12 protein-coding genes are annotated in these 15,183 nt (G+C 62.5%); 11 read left to right on the forward strand and 1 reads right to left on the reverse strand.

Annotated features, from left to right (window positions below):
- The first annotated feature begins 52 nt into the window (after positions 1-52).
- The 4 genes from H2510_RS19405 to H2510_RS19420 all read left to right on the forward strand — a co-directional run bounded on the left by H2510_RS19405 (position 53) and on the right by H2510_RS19420 (position 4,140).
- Positions 53-418, forward strand: a complete 366-nt coding sequence (locus H2510_RS19405) for a MerR family transcriptional regulator (protein ID WP_397517392.1) — start codon at positions 53-55, stop codon at positions 416-418.
- A 518-nt stretch (positions 419-936) separates the two neighbouring features.
- Positions 937-2,253, forward strand: coding sequence for an NAD(P)/FAD-dependent oxidoreductase (locus H2510_RS19410; protein WP_186629926.1), 1,317 nt, complete (start codon positions 937-939; stop codon positions 2,251-2,253).
- Between the two features lie 222 nt (positions 2,254-2,475).
- On the forward strand, positions 2,476-3,141 hold the full coding sequence (locus H2510_RS19415) for a HEAT repeat domain-containing protein (protein WP_186629990.1): 666 nt from the start codon (positions 2,476-2,478) through the stop codon (positions 3,139-3,141).
- 15 nt (positions 3,142-3,156) lie between these two features.
- Complete coding sequence (locus tag H2510_RS19420) at positions 3,157-4,140, forward strand: MerR family transcriptional regulator (protein ID WP_186629927.1); 984 nt, start codon at positions 3,157-3,159, stop codon at positions 4,138-4,140.
- Positions 4,141-4,181: 41 nt separating this feature from the next.
- On the opposite strand, the gene H2510_RS19425 is transcribed toward H2510_RS19420, so the two are convergent.
- Positions 4,182-5,261, reverse strand: a complete 1,080-nt coding sequence (locus H2510_RS19425; RefSeq protein WP_186629928.1) for a sulfite oxidase — start codon at positions 5,259-5,261, stop codon at positions 4,182-4,184.
- Positions 5,262-5,887: 626 nt separating this feature from the next.
- Here H2510_RS19425 and kdpF point away from each other — a divergent pair.
- The 7 genes from kdpF (at position 5,888) to H2510_RS19460 (ending at position 15,175) form a co-directional block, all read left to right on the forward strand.
- Positions 5,888-5,986 carry a K(+)-transporting ATPase subunit F gene (gene kdpF, locus H2510_RS21000; protein WP_125458724.1) on the forward strand — a complete coding sequence of 33 codons (99 nt, stop codon included), beginning with the start codon at positions 5,888-5,890 and terminating at the stop codon, positions 5,984-5,986.
- A gap of 4 nt (positions 5,987-5,990) precedes the next feature.
- Positions 5,991-7,772 carry a potassium-transporting ATPase subunit KdpA gene (gene kdpA, locus H2510_RS19435; protein WP_186629929.1) on the forward strand — a complete coding sequence of 594 codons (1,782 nt, stop codon included), beginning with the start codon at positions 5,991-5,993 and terminating at the stop codon, positions 7,770-7,772.
- A complete protein-coding gene (gene kdpB, locus H2510_RS19440; protein ID WP_186629930.1) occupies positions 7,769-9,865 on the forward strand; it encodes a potassium-transporting ATPase subunit KdpB in 2,097 nt (698 codons plus the stop codon). Before kdpA ends, kdpB begins: the two co-directional genes overlap by 4 nt.
- Before the next feature lies 1 nt (position 9,866).
- Positions 9,867-10,505, forward strand: a complete 639-nt coding sequence (locus H2510_RS19445; protein WP_186629931.1) for a potassium-transporting ATPase subunit C — start codon at positions 9,867-9,869, stop codon at positions 10,503-10,505.
- Positions 10,506-10,539: 34 nt separating this feature from the next.
- Positions 10,540-13,101 (forward strand): sensor histidine kinase KdpD, encoded by a 2,562-nt coding sequence (locus H2510_RS19450; RefSeq protein WP_186629932.1) that lies wholly within the window; start codon positions 10,540-10,542, stop codon positions 13,099-13,101.
- Positions 13,082-13,792 (forward strand): response regulator, encoded by a 711-nt coding sequence (locus tag H2510_RS19455; RefSeq protein ID WP_186629933.1) that lies wholly within the window; start codon positions 13,082-13,084, stop codon positions 13,790-13,792. The genes H2510_RS19450 and H2510_RS19455 overlap by 20 nt, the downstream gene beginning before the upstream one ends.
- Positions 13,793-13,873: 81 nt before the next feature.
- Complete coding sequence (locus H2510_RS19460) at positions 13,874-15,175, forward strand: lipase family protein (RefSeq protein WP_186629934.1); 1,302 nt, start codon at positions 13,874-13,876, stop codon at positions 15,173-15,175.
- Positions 15,176-15,183: the final 8 nt, after the last annotated feature.

Raw genomic sequence — 15,183 nt, forward strand, 5'->3', positions numbered from 1 at the left:
CGTGGCGGTCTCCATGTTCCGGCCCCAGCAACGAGCTCATCCGGAAGGTGTTGTGAACCACAGCAATAGCGATGTGAACGAAACGTCGGCAGGCGACAAGTTCGACGATCAGCATTACCCGGCATACAACATCGGCACTGCCGCAACGATGTTGAACGCAACCCCTGGATTTCTACGCAGCCTCGACGAGGCGAACCTGTTGATTCCTCATAGATCCGAGGGCGGGCACCGGCGATACTCTCGCTTCCAACTCCGTATTGCGTCGCGGGTCCGTGATTTGCTCGATCAGGGCACTGCGCTCGACGCCGCGTGCCGCATCGTCGTCCTCGAGGATCAGCTTGCGGCAGCTCACCGAACCAATGCCCATCTTCAGGAAGTCATCGACGGTTCGGAAGAATCATCCGACACCGAGATGTGAGTCACTTCCACCGCTGAGCACGCAAATCCGGAGTGTGCGCGAGCCTTCTTGGTGCTTGAAGACGAAGGGCCCCGGTGCACGATCGCACCGGGGCCCTGGTGGGGAATTACTACCATCTATTTCCACTTGCCTGATGACATTTGCGGTGTTCGCCCGAAGAACAAGACAGCGTGGGCGAACTGACGATGCAACTCCTCCCTTCTTCCAATTACCAACTAGCCCTGCTTGTACTGCACCTGCATCGGCGGTGTCGCAAAAAACTCGAACCGCCGGTCTTCTCGCGGGTAGTTCGTCCTCTCCCGCGCCTTTCGATCTCTTCTTTCGTGTACGAGAACTACTGTAAATCACCGAAGCCACAATGTCTACCCCAGCCACAATAGATTTTCTCGAGTGTCCGGTCTGCCCCCAGACTCCGGTCTATCTTCGATAACTGGACCGCCGAAAACTTCTCGAGGAGAACCAGCCATGTCTATGACGCCGTCTGCGCCCAAACCGGTTCGCCTCGGCGGTCACGCTTCATGACCGCGCAGGGTCGGCCTCGAGTTTTGATAGTCGGCGGCGGCTTCGGTGGTCTTTACGCCGCACGAGCACTACGTCGCAGTGACGTCGACGTCACCGTGCTGGAGCGCGGTACGTCTCATGTCTTTCAACCCCTGCTCTATCAGTGTGCGACCGGATTGGTGTCCGAAGGATCCATTTCGAGTCCACTCCGGCACCTGCTGCGAAGGCAGAAGAATGCTCACGTCGCACTCGGCGAGGCAACCACAGTCGATCCCGGGGCGCGAGTGGTGACCGCGAGCAGATTCGACGGTTCGACTTACGAGTTCGCTTACGACTATCTCGTGGTGGCTGCAGGTATGCAGCAGTCGTATCACGGGCACGACGAGTACATCCAGCACGCACCGGGCATGAAGACGCTCGACGACGCTTTGACCGTCCGCCGCAAGTTGATTGCAGCATTCGAGATGGCGGAAGCACTGCCCACGGCAGAGGAACGGCGGCCTTGGCTGACGTTCGCAGTCGCGGGCGGAGGGCCGACGGGCGTGGAATTGGCTGGACAGATCCGCGAACTGGCAACCAGGTCGTTGGCTCACGAGTTCAGGTCCATCGACCCGGGTGAGGCGCGGGTGCTGCTACTCCATGGTGGTGATCGAGTCCTGCCCTCGTTCGACAAGAAGTTGTCCGCTGCGGCGCAGAAGACCCTCGATACCGTCGGCGTCGAAACGCACTTGGGTGTGCACGTCACCGATGTCACCGGCACCGACGTCGAAACCACGTCGAAGGCGGAGCCGAAGACGGTCACTCGTTACGACACTCGAACCGTGCTGTGGACGGCGGGCGTCGAGGCAGTTCCGTTTGCTCGGCAACTTGCGGAGGCTCTCGGTGTGGAACAGGACCGATCAGGGCGAATTGCCGTCGAGTCGGATCTGTCGGTACCGGGACATCGCAACATCTGGGTCGTCGGCGACTTGATGTCCTATCGAGATCTGGCGGGTGTCGCCGAGGTCGCCATGCAGGGTGGGCGCCACGTCGGTTTGCTCATCGCCACTGATCGGAGCGACCCGACTGCCTCACGACAGGCGTTCCGATACCGAGACTTCGGCACCGCGGCCTACATCTCCCGTGGGCACGCGCTCGTCCAGGCCGGACCGCTGCGGATGTCCGGGTTCCTCGGATGGGTGTCCTGGGGAGTCATCCATATCGCGTTTCTCTCGGGCGCCCGCAATCGCGTCGGCACGCTGATCAACTGGGCCGCAACTCTGGCGACCGGTTCTCGCCGCGAGCGGGCAATCACCTTCGGAGACCCGGAAACGGCACGCAGGCCCTACCGCTAGCGGGGCGAGAGCGAGGAGTAGTACTCCGCCTGGGCAGGGTAGTAGTCGTCGAAACTCGGCAGTGGCTCCTCGTTTCGAGAGTTGAACAGCCAGTCGGGACGACGCCTCGCAGGCATCGATGCGCATCTCGGACCAGGGTGCGCCTTTCCCGGAACTCATCCGAGTGACTTCGTCGCTTGACCCTGACACTGTGACAAGGAGTGGAGTAGTCGAGTGAAGGAGGTGGTTGTCGTGAACACAACCAACCCGGGCGAGCCGCATACTCGCCTGCTCGACGCTCTTGCCACTACCGATTCCTCGACGCGACTTCGCGCGGCCCTCTCGGCCGGAACGCTCGGTGATCCTGCCCTGGCTCAGGCTTTGCTGGCGCGGTGTGCCGTCGAACCAGACTTCTTCGTTCGGGACATGCTGACGTGGGCATTGTGCCGACTTCCGCCGGAGATCACAGTACCGAGGTTGCTAGAGGAGCTGTCCTCGGCCACGGCGCAGGCTCGTAGCCAAGCACTGCACACCCTTTCCAAGATCGGTGATCGGACAGCATGGCCGTCAGTATCGGCACTACTGCACGACGCGCACGACGAGGTTGCGCTCAGCGCATGGCGAGCCGCAGTGGTCCTCGTCCCGTCGGGCGCCGAGAGTGAGCTCGCGGCCAACTTGGCCAAGGCGCTCGGACGGGGTGACCATGACATGCAGCGAAGCCTGAGCCGCGCGTTGGCAGCGCTGGGGTCGGACGCGTCGCCGACTCTGGATGCCGCTGGAGCGAGCCGTGATCTACGCGTCCGGGCTCATGCTGCGGCGACGGAGAGACTGGTGGATGACCCCGAAAGTGGTTTCACCCTCTCAGTCGAGGTGGCAAAGCGCGTCGTGGTGACCGGTACCGGGATGTAGGAGAGAGGCGGAAAATTGTTGATCGGTGAGGTCTCGCGGCGTTCGGGAGTCAGCACTCGCATGCTGCGCCACTACGACGCCGTGGGGCTGGTGCAGCCGACGGGCCGCACGTCCGGTGGCTATCGCGAGTACTCGACCGACGATATTCGTCGCCTGTTCCAGGTCGAATCTCTCAGGACTCTAGGGATGTCGTTGAACGAAGCCAAGCGAGCGCTCGACGAACCGAACTTCGCGCCGGCAGAACTGGTGGGGGAGTTGATCGGTCATACGAAGGCGCGGATTGCCGCAGAGGAGGAGCTGCTCGCGAACCTCGAGCGCGTTGGAGCGGCCTCGCAGTGGGAGGACGTGATGGCCATCGTTTCGTTGCTCCGCGCTCTCGAATCGGAATCGGGTGCCCGCCGTCAGCAAGCGGTGCTGGCCCAGAACCAGGGAACACCACTGTCTGTCGAAGCGCTCGTCGAGGCGGCGCTGTCGGAGGGTGACCTCAATGTTGCTGGAGCGCTTCGATGGTCGCTGGCGAGAGGAGGCGGTGAGGGGTTGGCGGCGCTGGCCGTCGGACTGGCATCGGAGTCGGTCGAGGTTCGGCGCCGTGCGGCCGCCGCAATCGCGGAGATACCCACCACCGAAGCAACGATGCTGCTGAAGACTGCACTCACCGATTGTGATGTCGTCGTGCGAGACCGGGCTGCGTTGACCATCGGCATGCTGCGCGTCGCCGAGGCTGTTCCTGCCCTTCTCCGGATAGTGATCGAGGGACGGTCCGACGTCGAGGCTGCCGAGGTGCTGGGACTGTTGGCCGACGACCCGACCGTTTCCGAAGACATCATCCGAGCGATGCAGGACAAGCTCGACGCTACGGTCGATGCTTCGATCCGTTTGCGAATTACTCAGGCGCTCGCCGAGATTCCGGGCGCTGAGGCCCGTAACCTACTCGCCGAGTTGGCCCGCGACGGCGACCGGACTGTTGCCGGGACCGCGGCGGCGATCCTGAGTCTGTGAGACTTGTACAGAGGGTCAAATTCACATCACGTCTCAGTTGGTCATCGGCGATCGACGTAGATGACTCCGATGGCGTTGTTTCCGTAACCCAACCGGTTCCACCGCGGAACGTCGGGTTGTACGTTCCCGGCGGCGTCGGTCGCTCTGGCTCTCAGAGTGTGTCTACCGATTTTGTTCGAGTCCCAGGTAAAGCTCCAGTCCTGCCAGTGGTATCCACTCGAGGCTGGTTCCACCTGGGCCGGGAGCCAATCACCTTCTCCGGTCAGGCTGACATCGACGCGCGCGATGGGTCCTGTGCCCGACCATGCCTTTCCCCGGACGGTGTAGGGCCCGTGGCCGATGACCGAGCCCGGCGCCGGGTCTGTGATCCGGGCGCGTGGATGCATCAGGGTTACCGCTTCGTGAGGTCGGTCAGGCCACTCGTACATGTAGTGGCCGGTCTGAAATTCGCCGGTGTAGGGCTCGGTGATCACGTCGATCCGCTTCAGCCATTTCACCGACGCAACCGCGTACCAGTGGGGCACGATCAACCGAAAAGGTGCGCCGTGGTCGGAACCGAGCGGCTCACCGTTCATTTCATAGGCGATGAGGATTCCCGACGCCGGGTCGGTTGCAATCGAGAGTGGGAGGGACCGCATGAAGGTGAGGTCGTCCTGATCGGTGTCGGGCAGGATCGCATCGAGATGGTAAGGCCCGTGGTCGGCACCCTGGGCAAGAATTTCGACGCCCCGCGCCGATGGCTCGACCTTCGCCAATATCTCGTGAAGGAGCGCGCCAGTCCATCGTGCGGTGGAGACGGCGTAGTCACCCCATGGTTCACCGGTCGGTAGCGGCCTCATGTCCAGGCGGCCATTGCCTGCACATTCCAGAGTGACTGTGTGTTCGTGTGCCGGCATCGCGCGTAGATCGTCAAGGGTCAGGACGGTCGGATGGCCCACCGCGCCACCGATTTCCACAGTGCCGTCGTGAACGGGCAACGCGAAATTGCTTCGTACGTAGTGGAACTCGGCGGGAGTGATCTTGTCATTGAGCGCCGCTGGCGGCGCCTCGGCACTGTAGGGCGCGGGGTTGATCATCACCAACGCGGCGCGCGCCGCCTCGAGATCATGGGCTTCGGTCATGGCTCGGTCTCCTTGTGCGGTTCGAACGCGCGATCGTCTGCTCTATCGGCTGACCCTGGCCCAAGTGAACCGCGCGCTACACGGCCCGGACGGCAGTCGGAGAGTTGCGTGCGCTCTTGTCGGCGCCGCGCACGCCGCAACCGCCGAGGGGCACCGTCGTGTAGGACGGGCATCACAACCTCCCAGGGCACGCACTCGGTCCGACTGGATGGCGCGCGGATCGCGTCACCCGAAGGGACTACAGGGACTCTCCCACAATGTCCCATGTCAGAAACCTACGATCGGCCTTTTCAGCAGGTCAGGTGATCGTGTGGGCGTGGTACCGCTAGCGAGCTACGACACAGAACCGCGTGAGCTCGTCACTTTCGCGTCATGACTGTCGGTGGAGGCATAAAGGAACCGTAAGGATCTTCGGCGGGGTGGTTTTGTCGGCGTAGACATATCCATGAACGTCGGGCGATGTGCCCGTCGACCAGCGCGTATAAGCGTTGACCCCACTATGTCGAAGAGGCATGAACATCCATGGCTGATCTGGGCTATCTCGCCGTCACCGCCGTGGGATTCGGTGTATGTGCACTGATCCTGCGGTTGTTGGCGAACACTGCAACCTCGAAGGTGAAGACGAAGTGACCACCGACGGAATCATCAGCATCGTCCTGGTGGTCATCGCTGCTCTGACGGCGATCTACCTATTCGTCGCACTACTCGATCCAGAGAGGTTCTGATCATATGAATGCCGCTCTGGCTGCCGGACTTCAGATTGCCTTCGTCGTGGCTGTTCTGGCTATTGCCTATGTTCCACTCGGCGACTACATGGCGAAGATTTTCGCCACCGAACACGATACCGACGAGGAAGGTGCCGGCTCCGGCCACGCCGCAGGAGGTCGCACCGCGACTCTCCAGCGGACCCGCGGCGGCACGACCACGGCCTGGGCCGACCTCCGGGTCGAATCGTGGATCTACCGGATCTGCCGAATCGATCCCCGCTCACAGCAGACCTGGGTGGGCTACTCGCTGTCGCTGCTCGGTTTCTCTGCTGCGAGCGTCGTCTTTCTCTATACGCTGCAACGTATTCAGGGAGTGCTGCCGCTGAACGGCGGTTTGTCTGGAGTGAGCCCGTCGGTCGCATTCAACACCGCTGTCTCGTTCACCACGAACACCAACTGGCAGTCGTATACCCCCGAAACGACGCTGTCGAACCTGACCCAGCCGATGGGCCTGGCTGTACAGAACTTCGTTTCTGCCGCGGTCGGCATTTCCGTCGCCATCGCCGTCATTCGCGGATTCGTACGAGTTCGCACCGGTGGGGAGATCGGCAACTTCTGGGTCGATCTCGTTCGCGCTTCGCTTCGTATCCTGCTTCCACTGTCGTTCATCATTGCCCTGATCCTGTTGACGCAAGGCGCTATTCAATCCTTCAGCTCGGGATTCGCCTCGACCGGTCTCGACGGTGTGACAGTGAGCAATGCGTTGGCACCGGTTGCTTCACAGGAAGCGATCAAGGAACTCGGAACCAACGGTGGCGGAATCATGGCGGCCAACGCCGCGCACCCGTTCGAAAACCCGTCTCCCTTCTCCAACGTTGTCGAAATCATTGCGATCCTTCTCATCCCGGTCGCATTGACGCGCACCTTCGGAACGATGGTCGGCGATCGCAAGCAGGGTCTGACGCTGCTCGCAGTCATGGCTGCACTGTTCGCAACAATGCTCACCGTCATTGCGCTCGCTGAATCCGGTGCTCGCGGCGTTGCCGCTCAGGCCGCGGGTTCGATGATGGAGGGTAAGGAAGTTCGCTTCGGAATTCCCGGATCGACCCTGTTCGCGGTAGCGACTACCGGAACATCCACGGGTGCAGTCAACTCCGCGCACGACAGTATGTCTCCGCTCGGTGGTGGCGCCGCCATCCTGAATATGTTGTTCGGTGAGATCGCGCCCGGTGGCGTGGGTACCGGCCTGTACGGCCTGCTCGTGTTGGCGATCATCGCAGTGTTCGTCGGCGGACTTCTCGTCGGCCGCACCCCCGAGTTCCTCGGCAAGAAGATCGGTCAGCGTCAGATCACACTCGCTGCCTTGTCCGTTCTGGTCATGCCGGCCCTGGTGTTGGTGGGAACGTCCATCTCGGTGATTCTCTCGTCCACCACTGGCTACCAAGGCAATTCGGGCGACCCAGGAACCCCGAGCTCGATCCACGGGTTCAGCGAAGTGCTCTACGCCTACACCTCTGCCTCCAACAACAACGGCAGCGCATTCGGTGGCCTGACGGTGACCAGTGACTGGTTCCAGACTTCACTCGGCCTTGCCATGTTGCTCGGGCGATTCCTGCCGATCATCTTCGTTCTGGCGCTCGCCGGATCACTGGCTACATCGAAGCGAACCGCACCGAATACCGGCACGCTGCCGACCAACGGCCCGCTCTTCGGTGGACTGTTGCTCGGAACTGCCGTACTCGTTGCGGCACTTACCTTCTTCCCGGCCCTCGCTCTGGGCCCGATCGCAGAGGCATTGCAATGACCGTCACATCATCTCGACTGATAGACAACGAAGCCGACGTCGTCGACTCGCCGACACCGGTGAAGGCCGGTTACTTCAGCCCACGGCAGATGTGGACCTCGCTCCCCGCAGCCTTCGGCAAGCTCGACCCACGACACCTTGCCCGCAACCCGGTCATGTTCGTGGTACTCATCGGGTCGGTCATCACTACCGTTCTCGCAGTGAGCAACCCGTCGGTGTTCTCCTGGCTCGTCACAGCCTGGCTCTGGTTCACGCTGCTGTTCGCGAACCTGGCCGAATCCGTTGCGGAGGGTAGAGGTAAAGCACAGGCCGCGAGCCTGCGTGCCGTCAAACGCGACACCATCGCGCGCCGACGCACGTCTTCGGGAGCTATCGAAGAAGTACCGGGCACCGAATTGCGGATCGGCGACGAGGTCGTCGTCTCCGCCGGCGAGATAATCCCCGGCGACGGTGACGTCATCGAAGGCATTGCCACCGTTGACGAATCGGCGATCACCGGCGAATCCGCGCCGGTTGTGCGCGAATCGGGCGGCGACCGCTGCGCAGTGACCGGCGGAACCGGTGTGCTGTCCGACGAAATCGTCGTAAAAATCACCTCTGCTCAAGGTGAGTCGTTCGTCGACCGCATGATCGCACTCGTGGAGGGCGCATCGCGCCAGAAGACGCCGAATGAGATCGCGCTCAACATCCTGCTCGCCTCACTCACGATCATCTTTCTCCTTGCGGTAGTCGCAATCGGTCCGATGGGCGCCTACGGCGGTGAAGCACAGGATCCGATCAAGCTGATCGCCCTGCTGGTGTGCCTCATCCCCACGACCATCGGCGCGTTGCTGTCCGCTATCGGCATCGCCGGTATGGACCGCCTCGTGCAGCGCAACGTGCTGGCGATGTCCGGGCGCGCTGTCGAAGCCGCAGGCGATATCGACACACTGCTGATGGACAAGACCGGAACGATCACCTACGGCAACCGTCGCGCCACCGGGTTGCACCCAGCTCCCGGCGTCACAGCCGGAGAACTCGCAGCTGCTGCTCGGCTGTCGTCACTGGCCGACGGCACACCGGAGGGACGCAGCATCGTCGATCTCTGCACCCGCGACTACTCGTTGCCTGCGCAGGCCACCGATAGTGAAAAGACCGGCGAGTTCGTGGCGTTCACTGCACAGACGCGGATGAGCGGTATCGATCTCGACGGCGTCCAGGTCCGGAAAGGCGCAACCGATTCGGTCTTGGAGTGGGTTCGCGCCAACGGCGGACCGCTGATCAACCCGGAGGTCGACGAGACGACACACACCATCGCGTCGATGGGTGCAACTCCGCTCGTCGTCGCATCCGGCCCGATCGGTGGGCCGGTACGTGCTCTGGGCGTCATCGAACTCTCCGACGTCGTGAAGCCGCATATCGCCGAACGGTTTGCACAGCTGCGTGCCATGGGCATCAGGACCGTCATGGTCACCGGTGACAATCCGTTGACAGCCAAAGCAATTGCCGACGAAGCAGGTGTGGACGACTTCCTCGCCGAAGCGACACCCGAGGACAAACTCGCCCTCATCCGCAAGGAGCAAGAAGGCGGACGGCTCGTCGCCATGACAGGTGACGGCACCAATGACGCACCCGCACTTGCCCAGGCGGACGTCGGCGTAGCGATGAACACCGGTACGTCTGCGGCCAAAGAGGCAGGCAACATGGTCGATCTCGATTCCGACCCGACCAAGTTGATCGAGGTCGTCGAGATCGGCAAGCAGTTGCTGATCACCCGCGGTGCCTTGACTACGTTCTCCCTGGCCAACGATCTGGCGAAGTACTTCGCCATTCTGCCGGCCATGTTCAGCGTCGTGTACCCGCAGCTGGGTGCACTCAACATCATGGGTCTCGCGACTCCGGAGTCCGCGATCCTGTCGGCGGTCATCTTCAATGCACTGGTGATCATCGGGCTCATACCTCTGGCACTCAAAGGTGTTCGCTATGTTCCGTCGAGTGCGTCGAAGTTGCTCAGGCGCAACCTCCTGCTCTACGGAGTGGGCGGTGTCATTACGCCGTTCGTCGGTATTTGGCTCATCGACCTCGTTGTTCGATTCATCCCAGGGATAGGCTGACATGCGGTTCGTACAGAGGTTTTTCGGGCAGATCGCGGCAGGATTGTCGGTTCTGTTGGTATTGACGGTCATCTTGGGTATCGGTTACCCGGCGGCAGTCTGGGCAGTGAGCCGTATCGGCTCGAACTCTGCCGAGGGCTCGCCGTTGACCGACGCCAACGGTTGCGTCGTAGGTAGCAGCCTCGTCGGTGTCGACTCACAGGTCGACCCAGGGCAACCGGACCCCTTCTTCCATGCTCGCGTCACCGGGTCGGTATCGGATGAGGATGCTTTCGCTACGGGTGACCCGGCAGCAGGACTGCCGACCAACCAGGGACCGAGCAGTGAGGCTCTGGCGGCATTCGTCGAGGAGCGTCGCGAGGTGATCGCCGAACGCGAGAACGTCGACCACGCTGCTGTTCCGGTCGACGCGTTGACCGGCTCGGGATCGGGCATCGACCCCGACATCAGTCCGGCGTACGCGCAGATTCAGATCGAACGAGTCGCGACGGTCAACGGAATGAGTAAGGACACTGTCGCCTCGTTGGTAGCCGACCACACCGACGGACGTCAGTTCGGGTTCCTCGGCAGTGAGACAGTGAACGTGGCCGAGCTCAACCTTGCGCTCGGTTTGACCGCGCCGGGCTGCGGCACACGCTAAGCACCGAGCGGACAAATGCGGTAGGACGAGGAGTATGAGCAACACGGCAGGCAGGCGCGGTTCTGTTGGACCCGACCGCGGTGATCTGCGGATCTACCTCGGTGCGGCACCGGGCGTCGGGAAAACCTTCGCGATGCTCGGTGAAGCGCACCGCAGGCAGGAACGTGGCTGTGATGTGGTCGCGGGCGTGGTGGAAACCCACGGCCGCGTCCGCACTGCCGAGTTGCTCGAGGGGATCGAGCAGATCCCTCTCCGTTCGATCCAGTACCGGGGATCGACGGCACACGAACTCGACGTGGCCGCGATCATCGAACGAAACCCGAGCCTGGTACTCGTCGACGAGCTCGCCCACACGAACACGCCGGGGAGCACGCACGAGAAGCGTTGGCAGGACGTCGAGGAGCTTCTCGACGCCGGCATCGACGTCGTGTCGACGCTGAACGTGCAGCACCTGGAAAGCCTCAACGATGTGGTCGAGCAGATCACCGGGGTACCGCAGCGCGAAACCGTCCCGGACTCGGTGGTCCGCGGTGCGGAGCAGATAGAACTGGTCGACGTCGCACCGGAGGCGTTGCGGCGCAGGCTGTCCCACGGCAATATCTATGCTGCAGCGAAGGTCGATGCAGCGTTGAGCAACTACTTCCGTCAAGGAAATTTGACCGCGCTGCGTGAGCTGTCCCTGTTGTGGATAGCCGATCAGGTCGACGCGGCGTTGACGAAATACCGCAGCTCACACGACATCACCGACACGTGGGAGACGCGGGAACGTGTCGTCGTCTCGGTCACCGGCGGGCCGGAATCGGAAACCCTGCTCCGTAGGGCCAGCCGTATCGCCTCGAAGTCGAGTGCGGAACTGATGGTGCTGCACGTCATCCGTGGTGACGGTATGGCAGGTGTTTCCGCGCCACAGATGGGTAAGGTGCGCAAGCTCGCGGCCAGCCTCGGCGCCAGCATGCACAGCGTCGTCGGCGACGATGTGCCCTCCACGCTGCTCGAGTTCGCGCGGAGTGCGAACGCCACCCAGTTGGTCATCGGAACCTCGAGGCGGTCCCGCTGGGCCCGCATCATGGATGCGGGCATCGGTGCGACTGTTATTCAGCACTCGGGAAAGATCGACGTGCACATGGTCACTCACGCCGAAATCAGCCGTGGTTGGCGAATCAAGCGACTGGTACCGACGCAGCGTCGCATCCTGTCCTGGGCCGCTGCGGTCGTCGTCCCCTTCCTCTCGGCGCTGGCGATGCTGCTCGTGGATCCGTACCTCGACCTCGGCGGCGAGAGCGCTCTGTTCTTCATGGTCGTACTCGGAGTGGCGCTCCTCGGTGGTGTTGCGCCCGCAGCGTTGTCGGCGCTGATTGCAGGCTTGCTACTCAACTACTTCTTCGCGGACCCGCGACACAGCTTCACCATTGCCGAACCCGACAACTTCGTCACCACGATAGTGCTGCTCATCATGGCAGTCGCCGTGGCATTTCTCGTCGACTCCGCAGCCCGTCGAACAGTTCAGGCGCGCAGAGCATCTCAGGAAGCAGAGCTGCTGACCCTGTTCGCCGGAACCGTTCTGCGCGGTGGCGACATCAGGACGCTGCTCGAGCGGGTCCGTGAAACGTACTCACAACGTGCGGTTTCGATCATCAGAGCAGAGGGCAGCGTCGTCGAATCCGTCGGAGAGAACCCGCCGGCCGAGCCCGACGACGCCGACACGGCAATCGAGACCGCCGACGGTACCTTCACTCTTCTTCTGTCCGGATCGAAGACCGGCGCACATGACCGTCGTGTACTCAGCGCCGTCGCCAATCAAGCGATGGGGTTGATCAGACAATCCGAACTGGCACTCCAAGCGAGTAAAGCCGCCGGTCTCGCCGAAGCGGATCGCCTTCGGCGCGCTCTGCTTTCGGCCGTCAGCCATGACCTCCGGACACCCCTTGCTGCAGTCAAGGCGTCCGTGTCCAGCCTGCGCAGCACCGACGTCGAATTCTCACCGGAAGACACCGCCGAACTTCTCACTACCATCGAAGAATCGACCGACCAGCTGACCGGACTGGTAGGGAACCTACTCGATTCGTCGAGACTGGCTGCTGGGGTGATCACACCGAGTTCGACGGTGGTCTATGTCGAGGATGCGGTGTCCGCTGCCCTCGCCAGTTCAGCCGCCGCCGCCGGCAGCCGCGAGCGGGTGATCGTGGACGTCGATGATGTGGCGGTTGCTGCAGATGCGGGGTTGCTCGAGCGGGTATTGGCCAATCTGATCGACAACGCACTGCGTCACGCCCCCGGAACACCGGTGCGGGTGGGCGCAACGTATGCGGGGAGTCGAGCACTGATCACTGTGTCCGACAGCGGACCTGGAATCGCGAGAGGTACCGAAGAGGCAGTCTTCGAAGCGTTCCAGCGGCTGGGGGACAGTGACAACACCACAGGCGTCGGTCTGGGCCTGTCGGTTGTTCGTGGATTCGTCGAGGCAATGAAAGGAGCGGTCACCATCTCCGAGACCGCCGGTGGGGGAGTAACGATGACCGTAGAGTTGGCGTCAGCGGCATCGCTGACCAATAATGCTGTGGCCCATGATATTACCGATGCAGCGTCCCGTGGATGAGGTCGGCGGTAGGACACGGGTTCTCGTCGTCGACGACGAACCGCAGATCGTGCGGGCGCTGCGCATCAATCTCTCGGCGCGAGGGTACGACGTCGTGACCGCTGACACCGGGACGGGAGCTCTGCGCGCGATTGCCTCCGAGCGCCCGGACGTGGTGGTGCTCGACCTCGGGCTACCGGGACTCGGCGGGCTCGAAGTCCTCGCCGGGTTGAGAGGGTGGAGCGATGTCCCGGTGATCGTGTTGTCCGCACGGACCGACAGCAGCGACAAGATCGAGGCGCTCGATGCAGGGGCGGACGACTACGTCACCAAACCGTTCGGGATGGACGAGTTCCTGGCCCGGTTACGGGTTGCGGTGCGTAGGAGAGTTGCCGCCAGTGGACGAGTGGACCCGATCGTCACGACCTCGACGTTCACCGTGAACCTGGCGTCGAAAACCGTTACCCGGGACGGGCAGCGAGTACACCTCACCCGGACCGAGTGGGGTGTACTCGAAATGCTTGCTCGCAACAACGGAAAGCTCGTCGGGCAGAAAGAGCTGCTCAGAACGGTATGGGGTCCGGGTCATGATCACGGATCCAACTATCTTCGGATCTACATGTCCCAACTGCGGCGCAAGCTGGAGGCCGATCCCGCGCAGCCACGCCATCTGATCACCGAAACGGGAATGGGGTACCGGCTCGTCGAATGAGGTCCATTGCCAACGGCCCGAGATCGACTACTCTTCCCCCGGTTACTGTTACTGAAAGACTCGGATAACAAGGGGTGGGCAATGAGCGTCGACAGGGACAGTGGCGGAACGCCGTTCTCGGCGGAAGAATCGCCACAGCCTCGACGGGCAGTTCGGCCCGTTGACGACGCGTTTTACATCCCGCCAGCGGGTTTCGAGATGACTGAACCGGGGACGATCCTTCGGACACGTGAAGTGGACGTGGCCCTTTTCGGCCGTATTACCCAGCAGGTCGACGCCTGGCAATTGCTCTATCGCACCAATGACCTCGACGGTAGGCCACAAGCGAGCGTGACGACGGTACTGCTGCCGTGTGGAAGGAGCGTCGGCGATTCGCCGCTGCTGTCCTATCAGTGCGCGATCGATGCGGTGTCGGATTCGTGCTTTCCCTCGTACGCGCTGCAAAAGGGTGCGAAAGCGTGGGGCGCGGTCCCGCAGTTCGAATTCGTATTGATCCTCCATGCGCTCCGCCGAGGGTGGGCAGTCTCGATTCCGGATCATGAAGGTCCGCATGGACATTGGGGATCCCCCCGCGAGCCGGGGTTCTGCACGCTCGATGCGGTGCGTGCGGCCCTGAGCTTCTCGCCACTTGGACTGAGAAGCGACAGTCCGGTCGGGTTGTGGGGTTACTCCGGTGGCGGCCTGGCGTCGTCGTGGGCGGCGGAGATGGCTCCCGAATATGCGCCGGAGATCAATCTGGTCGGAGCAGCCCTCGGATCACCGGTCGGCGACCCAGCCTCCGCCTTCATCCGGCTCAATGCGACAGTGCACGCCGGCCTACCCACGCTGGTGGTCGCTGGCCTGCGCCGTACCTACCCGGACCTCGACCGCTTCATACGGCAACATGTCAGTCCCGCCGGTCTCGAGCTGCTCGACTCGGTGAACGAGCTCACCACCGTCTCGGCCGTGAGGAGACTTGCGCGGCACGACTTGGACGAGTACATCGACATGCCCCTTGCCGACTTACTTGCCAGCCCCGAACTGCTCGACATTTTTCAAGCCATCCAGCCAGGAAAAACAGCGCCGACCGTGCCGATGCTCGTCGTTCAGGCGGTGCACGATCAGATCATCGCTGTCGACGACGTCGACGGCCAAGTCGATCGCTACCTCGACCACGGAGCGCACGTCACCTACCTTCGCGACCGGCTCAGCGAGCACTTGTCGTTGCATCCGCTCTCGGCTCCGCTGACGCTCGACTGGTTGGAGGATCGATACGCCGGACGGCCGGTGCCGCCGTCTGGAGTCAGCACTGTCTGGTCGACGGCGTTCTCGCTCCGCGCAGCGTTCGGTCTCCTTGCGCTGCTGTGGTCGGCGGTGTTGGTTCTGTTCGGTCGACGACTGTGAGCCAGTAG

Source organism: Rhodococcus sp. BP22 (genome assembly GCF_014281965.1).
Classification (GTDB): domain Bacteria; phylum Actinomycetota; class Actinomycetes; order Mycobacteriales; family Mycobacteriaceae; genus Rhodococcoides.

What these genes read in the sequence shown, in the direction of transcription:
- H2510_RS19445 (WP_186629931.1), top strand. Translation starts at nt 9,867, where the DNA reads ATGCGGTTCGTACAGAGGTTTTTCGGGCAGATCGCGGCAGGATTGTCG.
- kdpB (WP_186629930.1), top strand. Translation starts at nt 7,769, where the DNA reads ATGACCGTCACATCATCTCGACTGATAGACAACGAAGCCGACGTCGTC.
- H2510_RS19455 (WP_186629933.1), top strand. Translation starts at nt 13,082, where the DNA reads ATGCAGCGTCCCGTGGATGAGGTCGGCGGTAGGACACGGGTTCTCGTC.
- kdpA (WP_186629929.1), top strand. Translation starts at nt 5,991, where the DNA reads ATGAATGCCGCTCTGGCTGCCGGACTTCAGATTGCCTTCGTCGTGGCT.
- H2510_RS19410 (WP_186629926.1), top strand. Translation starts at nt 937, where the DNA reads ATGACCGCGCAGGGTCGGCCTCGAGTTTTGATAGTCGGCGGCGGCTTC.
- H2510_RS19460 (WP_186629934.1), top strand. Translation starts at nt 13,874, where the DNA reads ATGAGCGTCGACAGGGACAGTGGCGGAACGCCGTTCTCGGCGGAAGAA.
- H2510_RS19425 (WP_186629928.1), bottom strand. Translation starts at nt 5,261, where the DNA reads ATGACCGAAGCCCATGATCTCGAGGCGGCGCGCGCCGCGTTGGTGATG.
- H2510_RS19450 (WP_186629932.1), top strand. Translation starts at nt 10,540, where the DNA reads ATGAGCAACACGGCAGGCAGGCGCGGTTCTGTTGGACCCGACCGCGGT.